This window comes from Imperialibacter sp., from assembly GCF_048007035.1.
GTDB lineage: Bacteria > Bacteroidota > Bacteroidia > Cytophagales > Cyclobacteriaceae > Imperialibacter.
In genome coordinates this window covers 701,431-716,000 of the sequence record NZ_CP180355.1, presented here as the reverse complement: position 1 = coordinate 716,000, position 14,570 = coordinate 701,431, and the positions used below count along the sequence as shown (strand labels likewise).

Annotated in this window: 19 protein-coding genes; 6 read left to right on the top strand and 13 right to left on the bottom strand. The window is 48.3% G+C overall.

Annotated elements, in window-relative coordinates; translation table 11 throughout:
• Positions 1 to 7 precede the first annotated feature (7 nt).
• From ACMVP2_RS03260 to ACMVP2_RS03230, 7 genes are all read right to left on the bottom strand, one after another.
• Positions 8 to 478 (bottom strand): GNAT family N-acetyltransferase, encoded by a 471-nt coding sequence (locus tag ACMVP2_RS03260; RefSeq protein WP_416866691.1) that lies wholly within the window; start codon positions 476 to 478, stop codon positions 8 to 10.
• Entirely contained in the window at positions 468 to 1,055 is a 588-nt protein-coding gene (locus tag ACMVP2_RS03255; protein WP_416866690.1) for a uracil-DNA glycosylase family protein, read from the bottom strand. Before ACMVP2_RS03255 ends, ACMVP2_RS03260 begins: the two co-directional genes overlap by 11 nt.
• Before the next feature lie 69 nt (positions 1,056 to 1,124).
• Positions 1,125 to 1,583, bottom strand: coding sequence for a YHS domain-containing (seleno)protein (locus ACMVP2_RS03250; RefSeq protein WP_416866689.1), 459 nt, complete (start codon positions 1,581 to 1,583; stop codon positions 1,125 to 1,127).
• 49 nt (positions 1,584 to 1,632) lie between these two features.
• Entirely contained in the window at positions 1,633 to 1,995 is a 363-nt protein-coding gene (locus ACMVP2_RS03245; RefSeq protein ID WP_151999498.1) for an SPW repeat domain-containing protein, read from the bottom strand.
• A 12-nt stretch (positions 1,996 to 2,007) separates the two neighbouring features.
• On the bottom strand, positions 2,008 to 2,361 hold the full coding sequence (locus tag ACMVP2_RS03240; protein WP_416866688.1) for a hypothetical protein: 354 nt from the start codon (positions 2,359 to 2,361) through the stop codon (positions 2,008 to 2,010).
• 101 nt (positions 2,362 to 2,462) lie between these two features.
• Entirely contained in the window at positions 2,463 to 3,047 is a 585-nt protein-coding gene (locus tag ACMVP2_RS03235) for a Crp/Fnr family transcriptional regulator (RefSeq protein WP_339793442.1), read from the bottom strand.
• 238 nt (positions 3,048 to 3,285) lie between these two features.
• Positions 3,286 to 3,966 carry a cupin domain-containing protein gene (locus tag ACMVP2_RS03230; RefSeq protein WP_416866687.1) on the bottom strand — a complete coding sequence of 227 codons (681 nt, stop codon included), beginning with the start codon at positions 3,964 to 3,966 and terminating at the stop codon, positions 3,286 to 3,288.
• A 380-nt stretch (positions 3,967 to 4,346) separates the two neighbouring features.
• Between ACMVP2_RS03230 and ACMVP2_RS03225 the strand changes: the two genes are divergently transcribed.
• On the top strand, positions 4,347 to 5,528 hold the full coding sequence (locus tag ACMVP2_RS03225) for a porin family protein (protein WP_416866686.1): 1,182 nt from the start codon (positions 4,347 to 4,349) through the stop codon (positions 5,526 to 5,528).
• A gap of 208 nt (positions 5,529 to 5,736) precedes the next feature.
• Here the strand turns inward: ACMVP2_RS03225 and ACMVP2_RS03220 are convergent, their stop codons facing one another.
• Together ACMVP2_RS03220 and ACMVP2_RS03215 are read right to left on the bottom strand one after the other, a co-directional pair.
• Positions 5,737 to 6,420 carry a response regulator transcription factor gene (locus ACMVP2_RS03220; protein WP_416866685.1) on the bottom strand — a complete coding sequence of 228 codons (684 nt, stop codon included), beginning with the start codon at positions 6,418 to 6,420 and terminating at the stop codon, positions 5,737 to 5,739.
• Positions 6,417 to 7,712, bottom strand: a complete 1,296-nt coding sequence (locus tag ACMVP2_RS03215; RefSeq protein ID WP_416866684.1) for a sensor histidine kinase — start codon at positions 7,710 to 7,712, stop codon at positions 6,417 to 6,419. The genes ACMVP2_RS03220 and ACMVP2_RS03215 overlap by 4 nt, the downstream gene beginning before the upstream one ends.
• A 552-nt stretch (positions 7,713 to 8,264) precedes the next feature.
• On the opposite strand from ACMVP2_RS03215, the gene ACMVP2_RS03210 reads away from it, so the two are divergent.
• From ACMVP2_RS03210 to ACMVP2_RS03190, 5 genes are all read left to right on the top strand, one after another.
• A complete protein-coding gene (locus ACMVP2_RS03210; protein ID WP_416866683.1) occupies positions 8,265 to 9,152 on the top strand; it encodes a sulfurtransferase in 888 nt (295 codons plus the stop codon).
• A gap of 1 nt (position 9,153) precedes the next feature.
• Positions 9,154 to 9,684 (top strand): YeeE/YedE thiosulfate transporter family protein, encoded by a 531-nt coding sequence (locus ACMVP2_RS03205; protein ID WP_416866682.1) that lies wholly within the window; start codon positions 9,154 to 9,156, stop codon positions 9,682 to 9,684.
• Positions 9,681 to 10,268, top strand: a complete 588-nt coding sequence (locus tag ACMVP2_RS03200; RefSeq protein ID WP_416866681.1) for a YeeE/YedE thiosulfate transporter family protein — start codon at positions 9,681 to 9,683, stop codon at positions 10,266 to 10,268. Before ACMVP2_RS03205 ends, ACMVP2_RS03200 begins: the two co-directional genes overlap by 4 nt.
• Positions 10,265 to 10,867 (top strand): rhodanese-like domain-containing protein, encoded by a 603-nt coding sequence (locus ACMVP2_RS03195; RefSeq protein WP_416866680.1) that lies wholly within the window; start codon positions 10,265 to 10,267, stop codon positions 10,865 to 10,867. The genes ACMVP2_RS03200 and ACMVP2_RS03195 overlap by 4 nt, the downstream gene beginning before the upstream one ends.
• Before the next feature lie 172 nt (positions 10,868 to 11,039).
• A complete protein-coding gene (locus tag ACMVP2_RS03190; RefSeq protein WP_416866679.1) occupies positions 11,040 to 12,425 on the top strand; it encodes an aminotransferase class V-fold PLP-dependent enzyme in 1,386 nt (461 codons plus the stop codon).
• Between the two features lie 255 nt (positions 12,426 to 12,680).
• Here ACMVP2_RS03190 and ACMVP2_RS03185 read toward each other — a convergent pair whose 3' ends face one another.
• The 4 genes from ACMVP2_RS03185 to ACMVP2_RS03170 all read right to left on the bottom strand — a co-directional run bounded on the left by ACMVP2_RS03185 (position 12,681) and on the right by ACMVP2_RS03170 (position 14,557).
• Positions 12,681 to 13,142 carry a PIN domain-containing protein gene (locus tag ACMVP2_RS03185; protein WP_317487618.1) on the bottom strand — a complete coding sequence of 154 codons (462 nt, stop codon included), beginning with the start codon at positions 13,140 to 13,142 and terminating at the stop codon, positions 12,681 to 12,683.
• 20 nt (positions 13,143 to 13,162) lie between these two features.
• Positions 13,163 to 13,432 (bottom strand): hypothetical protein, encoded by a 270-nt coding sequence (locus tag ACMVP2_RS03180; protein WP_416866678.1) that lies wholly within the window; start codon positions 13,430 to 13,432, stop codon positions 13,163 to 13,165.
• A gap of 134 nt (positions 13,433 to 13,566) precedes the next feature.
• Positions 13,567 to 13,995, bottom strand: a complete 429-nt coding sequence (locus tag ACMVP2_RS03175; protein ID WP_416866677.1) for an EthD family reductase — start codon at positions 13,993 to 13,995, stop codon at positions 13,567 to 13,569.
• A gap of 94 nt (positions 13,996 to 14,089) precedes the next feature.
• On the bottom strand, positions 14,090 to 14,557 hold the full coding sequence (locus tag ACMVP2_RS03170; RefSeq protein ID WP_416866676.1) for a helix-turn-helix transcriptional regulator: 468 nt from the start codon (positions 14,555 to 14,557) through the stop codon (positions 14,090 to 14,092).
• Between the last annotated feature and the right edge of the window lie 13 nt (positions 14,558 to 14,570).

Here is a 14,570-nt window from a genome sequence, read left to right as displayed (position 1 = left end):
GCTTTCTTTACACCGGACTTTTCAACCTGTATCTGATGAAGCGATGCTGGCCTATATACACCTCGCTTTCTTCTGTGAAGCCGAGACGCAGCAGGCCTTTCACCCTGGTTCGGCTGGGGGGAAACAGCACGGTGACGGACTCCAGCCCCATTTCTGTAAACGCCCGGCCAATGATTTTCTGGTAAAGCTTTTTTCCAAGGCCCCAGTAACTGGGATGAAAAACAAGGGCCAAATCAGCCTCGCCGTCCTCAGGCTGCAAGCCACCCCAGCCGGCAAATTCATTGTTCACCACGAATGCCCACGGGCCGTATCCATGATCATTCCACAGTTTCATTTTAGATGCAACGAAGGTTTCGCAGGCATTTTCGTCGAAATGATCTTTCAGCAGGGGCATCTGTCGCCTGACGAGTGGGTGGTTCATTAATGCCATGATAGCTGGCTTACTTATTTCCGAGAGCTTTCTGAACTCAATATTCATTGTTAGTTGTCAACAGGGGTAATACGATAGATTGCAGCGTGGGTAGCACATCCTCCCTAAACCAGCTGTTTTTCTTTTGCCATATATTGTTGCGGGGCGAAGGGTGTGGCAGAGGCAGATATTCTGGTAAATACGTTTGATAACTCTTCACCGTCTCAGTGAGTGTGCTTTTGCGTCGGTTTTTCAAATAGTAGGCCTGCGCATATTGCCCGATCAGCAGCGTGACCCGCACCTCAGGCATTGATTCCAACACAGGTGGATGCCACAACGGAGCGCATTCCGGCCTTGGTGGCAAGTCGCCACTTTTTCCGGCGCCAGGATAGCAAAAACCCATGGGCATAAGTGCGAGGAGCTTGTCATTGTAGAAAGTTTCCCTGCTTACACCCAACCAGCTTCTCAGGTTGTCGCCGCTGGCATCGTCCCAGGGGATGCCACTTTGCTGCACTTTGAGTCCCGGGGCCTGTCCTATCACCACCACTTTGGCTGCCCGGCTGGCCTGAATGATGGGCCTGGGTGCATACGGCAAATGCTCTTTGCACACACTGCAATGTCTGATCTCGTTGAGAAGCTTGTCCATCTCCTAATGGTATAAAGCCACCTGAGGCGCTGTGCTACAGGTGGCGTGAAGTTGACTGCTTGTTGGCTACTATTCTTTGCTCAGCTTTTTCCAGTTAGCGTCGGCTTTCGAGGTCAACTGGTTGTGATTGCCCTCCAGCCATAACTGCTGGGCATCTACTTCCATGTTGTAAAGAAATAAGTAGTATTTTCCGTCTTTCACAACAAATTTATTAGGATCAACCCTGAATTTTGCGCCAACGGACACACCAAAGGCACAGTAGCCTCCGTATTGTGGCAAATACCTCTGAGGGTTGGCGTCAAAGGCCTTTTTCTGTTTAGCGTCAGTGAAGTAGAAAGCCACGCCGTCGTGGGTAGCCTTGAACTCCTTCTGGCCTTTTTGGGCACTCCCTAAATCAAGGTACGACACGGGGCTGTAGCCTTGCAAAGCGATTTTGCTGTCGTCAATATTGTAGCTGGCTTTGATGTCCTGCGAAAAGCCGATGGTTGAAATAAGCAATGCTGCTAGTATGAATGAAAATGTTTTCATTGTTTGTCTGTTTGTATGGTTTTAAAAATGTTTAAATGATAGTTCCTGGTTATGACTTTGAACTGACCGCTTCGGGTTTGTGCATACTTACTACTGCTAACACAGCCACGCCGTTGATCAGGTAGTAATAGGTGTCTAGTCCTTTGAAGGAGAGGACAAAGGGAGCCAGCACGAACGTCGCCCCAACCAGGGCGTCTACGATGAGGTGAACCCGGTAGGGAATCACCCGCATCACGCCGAGGTGGTGGTCAGTAAGCAGCGTGAGAACAAAGGCAGCCACCCCTGTGGCCACGGAGAGCTGTAGAGCGAACGTATGCGACCTACCCAGCCCCAGCACAAAAGGCAGAGCCATCAATGCCACCGCCACAGGATAGTCCAGGTAAGCGTGGATTCTTTTGGTTACAAATTTCATCGTTAGCGTTGTTTAAGCTTTGAAATACTGTTCCTCCACGATCTGGCCATTTTTCCAGGAAGTTTTGAGGATTTCATGCCACAGAATTTTGCTACCATCCTTCATGTCGAAATCGAAAGTGAATTCGGCAAAAGAGGTGTCTCCGTTGAGGGCGGCGTGGTGCAGCTCAATGCCATTGACTTTTGCTATGGCGCCGGCAAACCCCTGCATTTTGGCAACCATTTCCGATTTGTTGTGGGTTACTGTACCGTCAAAGTCGATGGTTTTGGCATTGGGGGCAAAATACTTTTCGGTTGCCTCCACGATCTGCCCTTTCTTGACCATCTCGTTTTTGGCCGAGAAGATTTCGTTCAGCGATTGTTCCATTTTTTTCTTTTTTAGATCATTTGTCAAAATTGACAGCACAAAAGTGCGGCGATCAAAAGGCAGTAAAAATGAAGCAGATCAAGAAAAAAGGTTGATGTAGTTCAACTTCTCCTGTGCGCTTTTTTGTTGCGAATCCGTGACAGAAACTCGGTGGTCATACCCAGATAAGAAGCCAGGGCGTATTGCGGCACCCGCTGAATAAAATTGGGGAAGTTCAGGATGAAATTTTCGTAACGGGCTTCGGCAGAGTGGCAAAGGTTGAAGATGATCCTCCTGTGTTCAAACGCCAGCCCCTTCTCGGCCATAATTCTGAAGAAGGTCTCAAATTTATGATTGGCCTTTTTCAATTCCTGCTCTTTGGCGTGTTCAATCTGGAGAAGGATGCTGTCTTCCAGGGCCACAACAAAGAGCGTTGCCGGATGCTGGTAGATGTAACTGTTGAAATCCGACACCCACCAATTTTCGATGGCAAACTGAAGGGTGTGTTCCTGCCCGTCGTGCACGGCATAGCTTCTGAAGGCACCCTTTACTACAAAAGCCCGGTGCCTGCTGGTGAAATTGGGCTGAACAATGAATTGCCGCTTTTTTACATGAACCTCCTCAAAAGGAGCTGCAAACTGCTCTGCCTCTTCGTTGGTGAGCGAAACAAAGCTGCGAACATACTGCAGAAGTTGGGCTTTGCTCATTATTCACAGTGATCAAGTTGATGGTGGCATGTCCCCGCATTGGCTTGCGCATAACCACGATTTGGCCTACAATTTATTTGATCTCAGCTGGATTGGAGCAAAGTCTTTGCTTCTAATTCACAATATGTCTGCTGGCAGGCAATTTTTGCAATGCCAACTGATTCCATCGGCTAAGCCGCCGACGGTGTCACATGGCTGAGAATAGGTGCTCCGTCGGAATATTAAACGACTTTCTGAGTTAGTTACCGGCCAGTTTATTTTTGAAATCGGCGAATCTCGCACTCACATTCACTGTATCGGAGTCAAACGGAAAGTAGTCGAGCACGTCGTACTTCCAGATATTAGTTGGGAATATCACTACAAGGTTGGCAGTTTTCTCCCCAATATTTTTGAAAGCATGAGGAACGCCAGCCTGGATATTGACCATGTATGGTGCTTTCATAGTAAATACGGTGTCCCCTAAAGCGTACAAAATTTCGCCCTCTAACAACACATGGGATTCTTCGCCCTCATGTGAGTGCATCGGAGGCGCTCCACCAGGAAATGTCTCCGTTATTCCAATGGTAAGATTTTGATAGCCAGCCCGCTGACCTTCCATCACGTGCACATATTCACCGGGCCCTGGATTAATAACTGGTAAGTCATTGACATCAATGGCATATTCAGCATAGTGCTTCATTGCCGGGGCAGTAAATGGCCCAGGTACCGTCCTTCGTTCAAGCACTTTGAGCTGGTGGTGCATAGCATTCAAAGCTTTAATAATTGAATCGGGAGCAGTTTTCTCTTCCGGTACTAATTCATTTAACGAAAAGGTTTCTTTCTTCTCCCCGTCAGCACGACCTTCTGTATTAGTGCTTGAACACGAATCGAAAAACAAGGACAGGCAAAGCATGCCTGCAACAGCGATTGGACTTTTCATAGCAAGTGTGGTTAGGTTGAATGAGTATAGTCTTCCTCTTTTTGGATAAGAAATATAAGCATTGGTGCCTAAAATTCAAAACCAAATTTTGACTTAACTATTTGGTTGTGTGCACCTTGTAAAGATATAATCAAAGAAATCAACACCAATATGGGGGTGTGGGAATACTGGAAGTGAATGGCGGAAGTAGTGTAAAGTGTTAGTGGAGAATGTATATTTATCTTGTTTTTGATACTTTGGCATGCCAAAAATACCCTGATGAAATAGCCATAAGGAATACCATACCCAACGGAAATGAATAAGTGGATCGAAAAGCTAAATATTCATTCTAATTGGTAAAAGCTATTCCATGTGGCCGCTGAGAAATAAATTATATACACATGAAATCTTACCAACATAAACTTCTGTCAATAGCGATCATTTTTTCAGTTTTTAACTCTTTAAAAGCTCAAGACTTTAACTCGCAAAATGGATACTTGATCACCCTGGATGGTGATACCATACATGGTCAGATAAAAATGAAACAAGACCTTTATGGAAGTGTTTCATTTAAATCAAAAAATAGCGTACAGTATGATAATTATTCGCCGTCGCAGTTGAATGCTTATTATTATGAGGGTGGATATTATTTTGAGTCTATTAAGGATGAACATCAAGAAACGAGCTTCTTTCTCCGATATTTTGATGGGGTACTTAGCCTCTATGAAAAAAGCAATGTCTTTTATGTGAGAAAGGACGGAGGGGAGTTGATAGAGCTAATTCATGAAGAGGATAAAAGTATCGACTTCAAGATTATTGAAGACAAGAGGTATGTAAGAACGCTTGTTTATCTGACGGCTGACTGTCCCGGAGTAAAAAGTAAAATTGAAAGAGCTCATTATAACGCCAACGAACTTACAAAAGCAATCAAAGAATATGAGTTTTGCGTGAACCCAGATGCAAAACTTTCAGATGCAGACATTAGTAGCACCAAATTTACTCTTGGGATTAGGGCAGGAGTATCGATTAACAGACTTAATTATTTTGTCAAGGGTGCCAACAGATATAACAACGAATTTAACGACGGAGTTTTCAGCACGGAATTAGGTGCCGTGGTGGGTGTTTTGGGCAGTATGTCGCTTGGGCGGAATATTTCGCTGCAGCCGGAGCTGATATTTGGCAACAGGACATCTCGGTTTTCTGGCGTTATTGCTGAGTATGTTGGGGGTCAATACGTTGATACGACAGTGATAAAGGTATCGTACATAGAAATCCCAATTTCGATATATTACCTATTTCCTACCCCGAAAATTCAGCCATTTGTTTCATTGGGGGGGAGTTTTGGTTTACGCACAAGTAACAAATCAACCAGATATTTCAATGACCTCGATAGGGAGGCTGAGGTCTCCGGTGATATTCTTGGCATTAGTGCAAGCGTGGGTGTTGAAAAGGCAATTAGCGATAGCAGGAAAATTCGAGTTGAATACTTTTTGTCTTCTGATTTGATGAATCGGTCTTATACTGACTTAAAAGCAAGGTGGTTGTCACATCAACTAAGTTTGAGTTATCTCTTTCCTTTATGAATGCCGGGTGGTCCGAGCCTCGTATAACACTTTTGGGTTCGACCGCTCAATTTAAAAACCGGATCAATTTTTTCGAACATGGCAAAGCCATAAATCAATTTATGTAAGTAACTGGGTTCGCCATCAACGATAAACAGCATTGGCGACATTTCATGGATAGGTCAGAATGCCGCCAAATGGAAGTCGAAAGGCAAGCGGCACAAAAATATTATGCCTCCTCCAAAATATACCCGCTCCCGTGCATGTTCTGGATCTTGACGGCGTCGTCGGAGCTCAGGTACTTTCGGAGTTTGGAGATGTACACGTCCATGCTGCGGCGGGTAAAGTAGGTGTTTTCGCCCCACACCTCACGGAGAATTTTGTCGCTTTCCACCAGCTGGCCCTTGGCTTCGCACAGCATTTGAAGTACCCGGGCCTCTTTCTTTGTCAGGTGGAGGGTGTTGCCATCGAGCAGCAGCTGCCGATTCTTGAGTTGATAGGTATAGCTCCCAATCTGGTAGCTTTCGGTAGCCGTGCCTGAGCTGGCTTTGCCGCTGCGCCGCAGCACCGCCTGAATCCGCATGATGAGCTCCTCTTCATCTACCGGCTTCACAATATAGTCGTCGGCACCGGCCTTGAAGCCCTTCAGTTTATCGATCTTCATCGACTTGGCAGTAAGAAAGATCAGGGGGATGGTGGCATCAAGGTCTTTCAGTTTATCGGCCAGGGCAAAGCCGTCCATTTTGGGCATCATTACGTCCAGGATGCAGATGTCGAACTTACCCGGTTGGAACGCTTGCAGCCCTTCTTCGCCGTCTTTCGTCCATTCCACTGTAAAGTCGTGCATTTGCAGGTACTCTTTCAGAATATAGCCAAGGCTGTGGTCGTCTTCTACAAGTAAAATGCTGCTCATGATACCTGGGGTAAAAAGATGCTGAATTCGCTGCCAGTGCCTGGTTGGCTCTTGAGGCTGATGGTGCCCATATGAAATTCCACAATGCGCTTGACATAGCTGAGGCCCAGCCCAAAGCCTTTCACCGTGTGGATATCGCCCTGCTGAGCCCGGTAAAACTGATCGAAGATGTATTTCTGTACCCGCTCGTCGATGCCAATGCCCTCGTCTTTTACCAGTAGCAGGATGCCATTCTGTGCTGTGTCGGAAGTGCTGATGTTGATTTTGGGCGCCCCGTTGGTGTATTTCTGTGCATTGTCGATCAGGTTGTACAGCACGTTTTTGATGTGCGTTTCATCGGCGGTGATCAGGTGCCTCTTTGCCGACAAGCTGAGCTTTATTTCACCTTGCTTTTCAGCAATGATCATGGTAAAGCTGTCCGCCACTTGCCGGATCACCTCATGGAGATCAAATGTCTTTTTTTCGAGGTGGAGGTTGCCCGAGTCGAGCATAGCCATCTGCAGAATCTTGTCGACCTGTGTTTGCAGCCTTTTGCTCTCTGCGCCAATGAGGTTCACGTAGGAAGTCATCTTTTCCGAAGTCTTGATCTCTTCTCTTTCATTCAGCGACTTGGCAGCCAGTGAAATGGAGAAGATGGGTGTTTTGAATTCGTGGGTGAGGTTGTTGATGAAGTCCCGCTTGAGGTCGGAGAGCTTTTTCTGCTTGTTGATCGTGTAAATGGTGTAGCCAAAGGCCCCGAGGATTACGACAATGAGGATCAGACTGGTACGGATGATGTCGGCCGACTCGCCCAGCACCGCCGCTTCTTTGTTGGTGTAGGTCATGGCAATGTCAAGTGTATTGTCGTAGATCATGCAAAAGCACAGGTGGCTGTCGGCGTCGAGCACATTCCTGGCCTTTGGCAGCTCTGGCCTGTGGTTGCGGTGGATCATACAGCCGTATTCGTCCGACATGAATCCGTCGACCCGGTACTCGAATGCCGGGTAATTGAGGGCAAGCACCTTGTCGATCTCTGCTTTTAGCACCACTTGCAGCGGGTCGGTGAGCTCCGAGGTGTTGGTGAATTCGAAGGAGTCCGTTCCCCTGATCCGTCGTGCCAGGTTAGCCAGTTCCTCGTTGTACATTGAGTTGTCATACAGATCCGACAGGATGTCCGGGACCGACATGCTCATGGTGATTTTGTTGGTGTCAATGTCCAGCTGAAGAATCCGGTATTGATTGTACAGCAGCATCCCCAGCGAGGTTACTACCACGAGGAAGAGGAGGATGAAGGTGTACTTTGATAGTTTCATCTGTATAAAATTTACTTTTTAGCGGCCAGATGGAATAGCAAAAACCTTTTGGAAGCGATAGTCGACTATTCTCCGACTTTATTCATTTCGCTGGGTATGGACTTTCCTTATGGCTATTTCATGTTACAATATGCAAAAATGAAATCCTTCGGCTCCCTTTAGGGTTGGGGTAAAACGAAGGATTTCATTATCGCTTTTTATTTCGACGTCATTGCGAGGCTGTGCCAATTGTTTGTTGATTGTGTGCATAATTCTGTCACTGCTGCGGCAATCTTTTCATTCCGGAGCGATGTCCTAACAGACAGATTGCTTCAGTCGCTTGATGATCTTCAACATAGATTGCATGTTGTTTCGCTCCATCGCAATAACCGTCAGGTGGTGATTCCCCTCCTCAAATGTCGCAGATCTCTTTCAAAAATTAGCTATATTTAACCAAACCCGCCCCTTTTTAACCTTTCTTTAACACTTTTAACTTTTGCTTAAGTGAGTTTAACGCTTCGTTAACCCAAACAGAAAAGATGAAGCCCTAAACTGCATGAAAAACTCAAAGTCATGCATAAACTCAGATTCATCGGACTCCCCCTTTTACTGCTATCCTGTCAACTGTTGGCCCAGAAGTCCAATATCCTTGTGGATGCCAATTGGCTGAAAAACAGAATGAAACAAGACAACCTCGTGATCCTGCACATAGGGCAAGAAAACAACTACAAGCAAGAGCATATCCCCGGCGCTGTTTTCATTGCGGGGGATGAGTACACCGTCGATGACGACCCCCATGTTTTTGACCTTCCGTCGGATGCCACACTAAAAAGCACCCTGGAAGGCAAAGGAGTCAGCTCGTCAACAGACGTGGTGATCTACACTGGTGAAAACTGGATTCCGATGGTAACCCGGCTCTACTTCACCTTCGATTACCTCGGCCATGCCAGCAAAACCTATATCCTGAATGGGGGCTTAAAGGCCTGGAAAGACGGTGGAGGGGCTCTGTCTTCCGAAACACCCACCCCTGCAAAAGGAGCTTTCAGCATTAAGCCTAACACTGGGCTTGTGGCCGACCAGGCCTATGTGCTGAAAAGTATCAAAGACGCCAATACCAATATCGTCGACTGCAGGGCAGCGGTTTTCTACAATGGCATCGAGCCCACCCACGGGGCCAGAAAGGGCAGGATACCAGGCGCCAAAACCATCCCCTACACAAGCCTGTACGAAAAAACCAGCACAGGCGCCTACGAGTTCAAGTCGCTGGAAGACCTCGGGGCTATTTTTGCGGCACAGGGGCTGTCCAAAGACAAGCAGCTGGTGCTTTACTGCCACATTGGTATGCAGCTGACGGTCGTTTACACGTCGGCCAAACTGCTTGGGTATACCGATATCAAAATCTACGATGGCTCCTTCCACGAATGGGGTCCCGATGAAAAACTCCCGATAGAAATAGACTGATATGTCAAAAGAACTAAAGGTGCCGCAGCCGTATTGGAATCCTTACGTCTGCGGGGTAGGCCTCGGCCTGGTGCTGCTGGCGGCGTTTGTGGTGATGGGGCGTGGCATTGGCGCTTCAGGCGCCATGACCTCCGTGGTGGCCACGGGCGTTAATGCGGTTTCGGCCTCGCATGCCGAAGCCAGCACTTTTTACATGGGTTACCTCGGCGACGGCACCGTGAGCCCGCTGAAAGACTGGCTGGTGTTTGAAGTGCTGGGTGTGCTCATTGGCGGGTTTATCTCAGGCGAGCTGGCCCATCGGTTCAAATTCAAGGTAGAAAAAGGGACGTTGCTGTCGAACAATAGCCGCTTCCTGTACGCCTTTGTCGGTGGCATCATCATGGCCTTTGGCACCAAGCTGGCCCGGGGCTGCACCAGCGGACAGGCCCTCACCGGTGGTGCCATGATGAACGTGGGGAGCTGGACTTTTATGATTGCATTATTCATCGGCGCCTATGCCATGGCAGGCGCTGTTAAACGACTTTGGGTATGAACGGACCTTTTTACGAATTTGGATGGATAGGAGAGGAGGCCAGCCTTGCTTTTGCGCTCATCACTGGCGTGGCCTTCGGTTTTTTTCTGGAACGTGCCGGGCTCGGCAGCGCCAAAAAGCTGGCAGGACAGTTTTACTTCCGTGACATGACTGTCTTCAAAATGATGTTCACAGCCATCATCACGGCCATGCTGGGTGTGTTCTGGCTCAGCTGGGCGGGACTGCTGCAGGCCGATATGATTTACCTCACGCCGACCTTTGTGTGGCCCCAGCTCATCGGCGGACTGGTGTTTGGCGTGGGTTTTATTGTGGGCGGCTACTGCCCTGGCACCTCCTGCGTGGCGTCGTCAACTGGCAGCCTGGATGGATTAGTGAACGTTGCTGGCTTGCTTTTCGGCATCTTTTTGTTTGGCGAGCTATACCCCTGGCTGGAAGATTTCTACACCGCCGGGCCACTTGGGCAGGTGACAATGGACGACTACTTCGGCATCCCCGAAGGCATCATGGTGTTTCTGCTCGTAAGCATGGCGCTGGCTGGTTTTTGGGCTTCGGAGCAACTTGAAAAGAAGTACTCAGCTCAATGATGAAACTAACACTCAACCAGAAGCTGGCGGCCATGGCCCTTTTGCTGGCTGTGGCGTCTTTGATAGTGGCGCTGGCCTTTCCCAACGGCCCGAAAAGCGTGAGCCAGGAGCCCCGGTTTGTGTCGGTGCTGTCGCTGGCGGAGCAAATCAAGAACAGGGAGCCTTTGGTGCTGATCGACCTCAGAGAGCCCGACCTGTACGAAGAGTTTCACCTGCCAACGGCGGTAAACATGTCGTTGAATGAAATACAGACGAATGGGCTGGAACCCGGTGTTACTTACGTGTTTTATTCTGCCGACGACCTGCTCACCCGTCATCTCTGGATTTCACTACCTCCGGGTATTAAAAAGCGATCATCCATTCTCTATGGCGGCGTGCACGACTGGTACGACCGTTTGCTTTACCCAACGCTTCCGTTGGTGGCCAGCGGCGAAGACTCTGTGGTGGCCGAAAAAGTCAATGCCCTTACTCGGTTCTACGGCGGACAGGCTGAGTTTGAAAACGACAGCACGGGGCTTGCTTACTACACCAAAGACATGGGCAAGGCTTCCTGGCCAGTAGTGAAAAGGGTGGGAAAGCTGATGAGAAAGGGCTGCTGAGCGTGATGCAACTGGGACGCACTCTGGTTCAAGCGTCCGCTTGGACCTATCTTATCCGAGCGTCCCGCTTTTTTAGTAGCCAAATGGTATTAACGAGCAATCGGCGAGACGCCGAAAAGAGTGCTTCCACAAGCCTGCGGCCCAGCGGCCGCTTGCGGGATAAAAGTTAATCATGGAAAAACATCAACAAACACTGAATCTGGAAGCCAATATCGCTTCCTACAGGAAAAACATTATCGGTATTGACCAGCAAATAGCCACGGCCAGGCATCCTTCCATCCGCATGCTTTATGCTGACTGGACGGCCAGCGGGCGGTGCTACTGGCCCATTGAAGGCAAGCTGCTGCAGGAGATCATGCCGCTGATGGCCAACACGCATACCGAAACCAGCCATTCCGGGGCCTTCATGACAAAGGCATACAAGGAAGCCCGGCAATTGATAAAAGCCCATGTGCATGCCTCGGCCGACGATGTGCTTATTGCGACGGGTTCTGGCACGACTGAGGTGGTGAACAAACTGCAGCGCATCCTGGGCCTGCGGGTGCCTGAGCAGTTTAAAAAGTATGTTCACCTGGCTGAGGAAGAAAGGCCTGTCGTTTTTGTTACGCATATGGAGCACCACAGCAACCACACCAGCTGGCTGGAGACCATCGCCGATGTGGTGGTAGTGGAGCCAGGCCCAAACGGGCTCGTTGAGCCGGTTCATTTCGACCAGGCATTTGGCAGGTACGCCAGCAGAAAGCTGAAGATTGCTGCCATTACCGCCTGCTCCAACGTGACGGGCATCACAACTCCTTACTACGACATTGCCAGGCTGGTACATCGCCATGGAGGCTACTGTTTTGTTGATTTTGCCTGCTCAGCACCCTACGTCAACATTAATATGCATCCCGAAGACAAAGAAGCCGGCCTGGATGGCATTTACTTTTCTCCCCACAAGTTCCTGGGCGGGCCGGGCGCTTCTGGTGTGCTGGTCTTTAACAGAAATCTCTACTATAACGACGTGCCTGACAACAGCGGCGGCGGCACCGTCGACTGGACCAATCCCTGGGGTGGCCGGAAGTATGTGAACGACATTGAGGCCAGGGAAGATGGGGGAACACCGGCCATCCTCCAAACGATCAAAGCAGCGCTGTGCATTGAACTGAAAGAAAAAATGGGCGTAGAACAAATGGCGAGGAGGGAAGAAGAGCTGCTGGCTATTTTATGGGAGGGGTTGTCCGGCATTCCCGGTGTGCGCATTCTGGCCCCTGAGCATAGCAACAGGCTGCCGATTGTGTCTTTCTATATAGAGGGCCAGCACTTCAACACCACCGTGCAGCTACTCAACGACCACTTTGGCATCCAGTGCCGGGGTGGCTGCTCTTGTGCGGGTACTTATGGACACTACCTGCTGGGCATCGATCAATATCGATCACGGCAAATCACCGACCTGATCGATCAGGGCGATACGTCAGCCAAGCCCGGCTGGGTACGGATTTCCCTGCATCCGACGATGACCGAGGAGGAGGTGAGGTTGATTGTGGAAGGAGTGGAAGCGGTGAGTGGGATGAGGTGAGTACGATTTTTACGAGGCAATGCCATCGCCTGTCTCGTTACATCCTTCCGGGCCGACAGCCCTTCTCCCGATAATTATCGGGACTCAAATGAGGACGATTGAAGGATTTGTTACCTGTTCGCCTTCTTGTGCTTGGCCTTCAGTTGTGCAAGTTGTTCGGATAAATAGGCTCGTTCCTCAGCTAATGACATATTCATAATGTCTAGACTGACTTGATTGCGAATTTCCCTCAAATGTTGAACCATCGATGGTGTTCTAGTTGCCGTCTTCATCTCTAAATATTTCGTTCGGTGTTCGGATTTCAGTCATCTGATAACCTTCCCTAAAGTTAATGGAATTATAACCTCTTATTCGTTCAAGGTTCACAATATGTTTAAAGTTCCAGCTGGCTAACACATCTGCCTTGTTGATGGTTGCCAATGCAATATGTTGACAATCCGCTATGCTAGTCCGTCCAACAACCTTTTCAGTAATGTACATTTCAGCAAGTTGCTTCACTTCACCCGTAAGTTCGACCCTCTCGATATTAGAGAGTGATTCGAAGAGTTCAATAATGTGATCAGGAGCTTTGTAAATTTCGAGTTCGAGGATTTGAGATACGAGAATAGTCGTATTTTGAGTATTCAGGGTCTTAAAGAAAATCTTAGTTGGATTATCAAATTCCGAGTCGAAATATCCTCCAAATACAGACGTGTCGATGTAAACTCGTTTGATCATCTTCAAAGTTCGCTAATTGCTCAAGAGTTCGCAAGTCGCTCAAGCGCTTGGGTGAAATCTCTGCATCCAACAATGACGGACGAGGAAGTGAGGTTGATTGTGGAGAGTGTGGTGGCGGTGAGTAGGATTTCCTGTTGATGGCGCTGAAGCTCACCCCTAAGCCGGGCGCCCCTTGAAATGCTGCGCATTTCGTTCCCCTCTCCTATAAGGAGAAGGAGGGCTGCCTTGCACTGACCTTTCCACGAAGCCATTCCGTCGGGAGGCAGCGAATTGACAGGGGCGTGATCCAACGTTCAGCAACCAGAGGAATCTACGGCTTCCGTCGCAGAAAGCCTCAAAATCCACAGCAACTCAATTGAGAAGTAATATTTACCGCAGAGGGAACAGAGAGGCGTGTCTGAAGCAAATCACCGACGTGATGGTCTCACCTCACTACTTCACTCACGAGAATCACGGGAGCCACATTCGTGTAATTGGCGAAATCTGCTCTTATGGTGGCGATGTTTGGGCCGATGGCCGCCTGGTATTCGCTCAGGTCTTTTACATAGAACGTGCCGATGGCCATATAGGGTAATGGTGTGTTGGGAATGCCGCTGGCCATGCCCTTTTCGATGGTGTATTTCACCAAATTATCTCCTAAATACCCTGCCACCATGGGCATGTGTTTGGTTTCATAATAGTCGATGTCAAAGGTCTTTCCTTCTTCAAAGGGGTACATGATCGACACCTTGATGAGCCCTTTTTCTACTACGGTCTGTTTTTGCTTCCTGGCTTTGCCAGGCTGCTTTTCCTGACCAAATGCGGCCACGCATGCGAACAGAAGCAATACCGACAGGACGAGTTTAATTTTCATAGGTGAATTTTTTAGTAGCAAAATTTACGTGAAAAATATCATAACCATGGCAGTGGCTCGTGTCTCACGGGCCAAGGGAGCGACTATTGAGGTATTAGATGTCAACCAAGTTTTCATAACCGTATTTTTTAAACTTTTCAGTGGCCTTTTTATCTCTTCTCAATGCGGATAACTCATTTTTTATTTGGATAGCAAACCATTGCTCGGGTTGTGTGTGCGAAAATGAGCTTAATTTCATCGCAATTTCTGCGTTTAATTTTCGCTCCCCGGACAAGTACTTATGGAGATTTCCATCCTGCATTTCAAAGTATTGCGCCAAACTTCGCTTGGAAATATTTAGCACTTCCAGGTACATTTTCACGAAATCAAGAATTCGTAATTCAGGTTGGGGTTCAGGATTATTGGCATAGTCTTCAAGTTGATATTGAATAGACAGCAGCTTGTTTCTCACGAGCCTTTCTTTTGGCTGCTTTTTAGACTGCTCTGATATAAAACTGCCTAGCCTGGTCTTCTTCTCCTTATTCCAAATATCTTTCGGTTCTATCTCCTTTGCTTTCATCATTAATTGTTTAAAA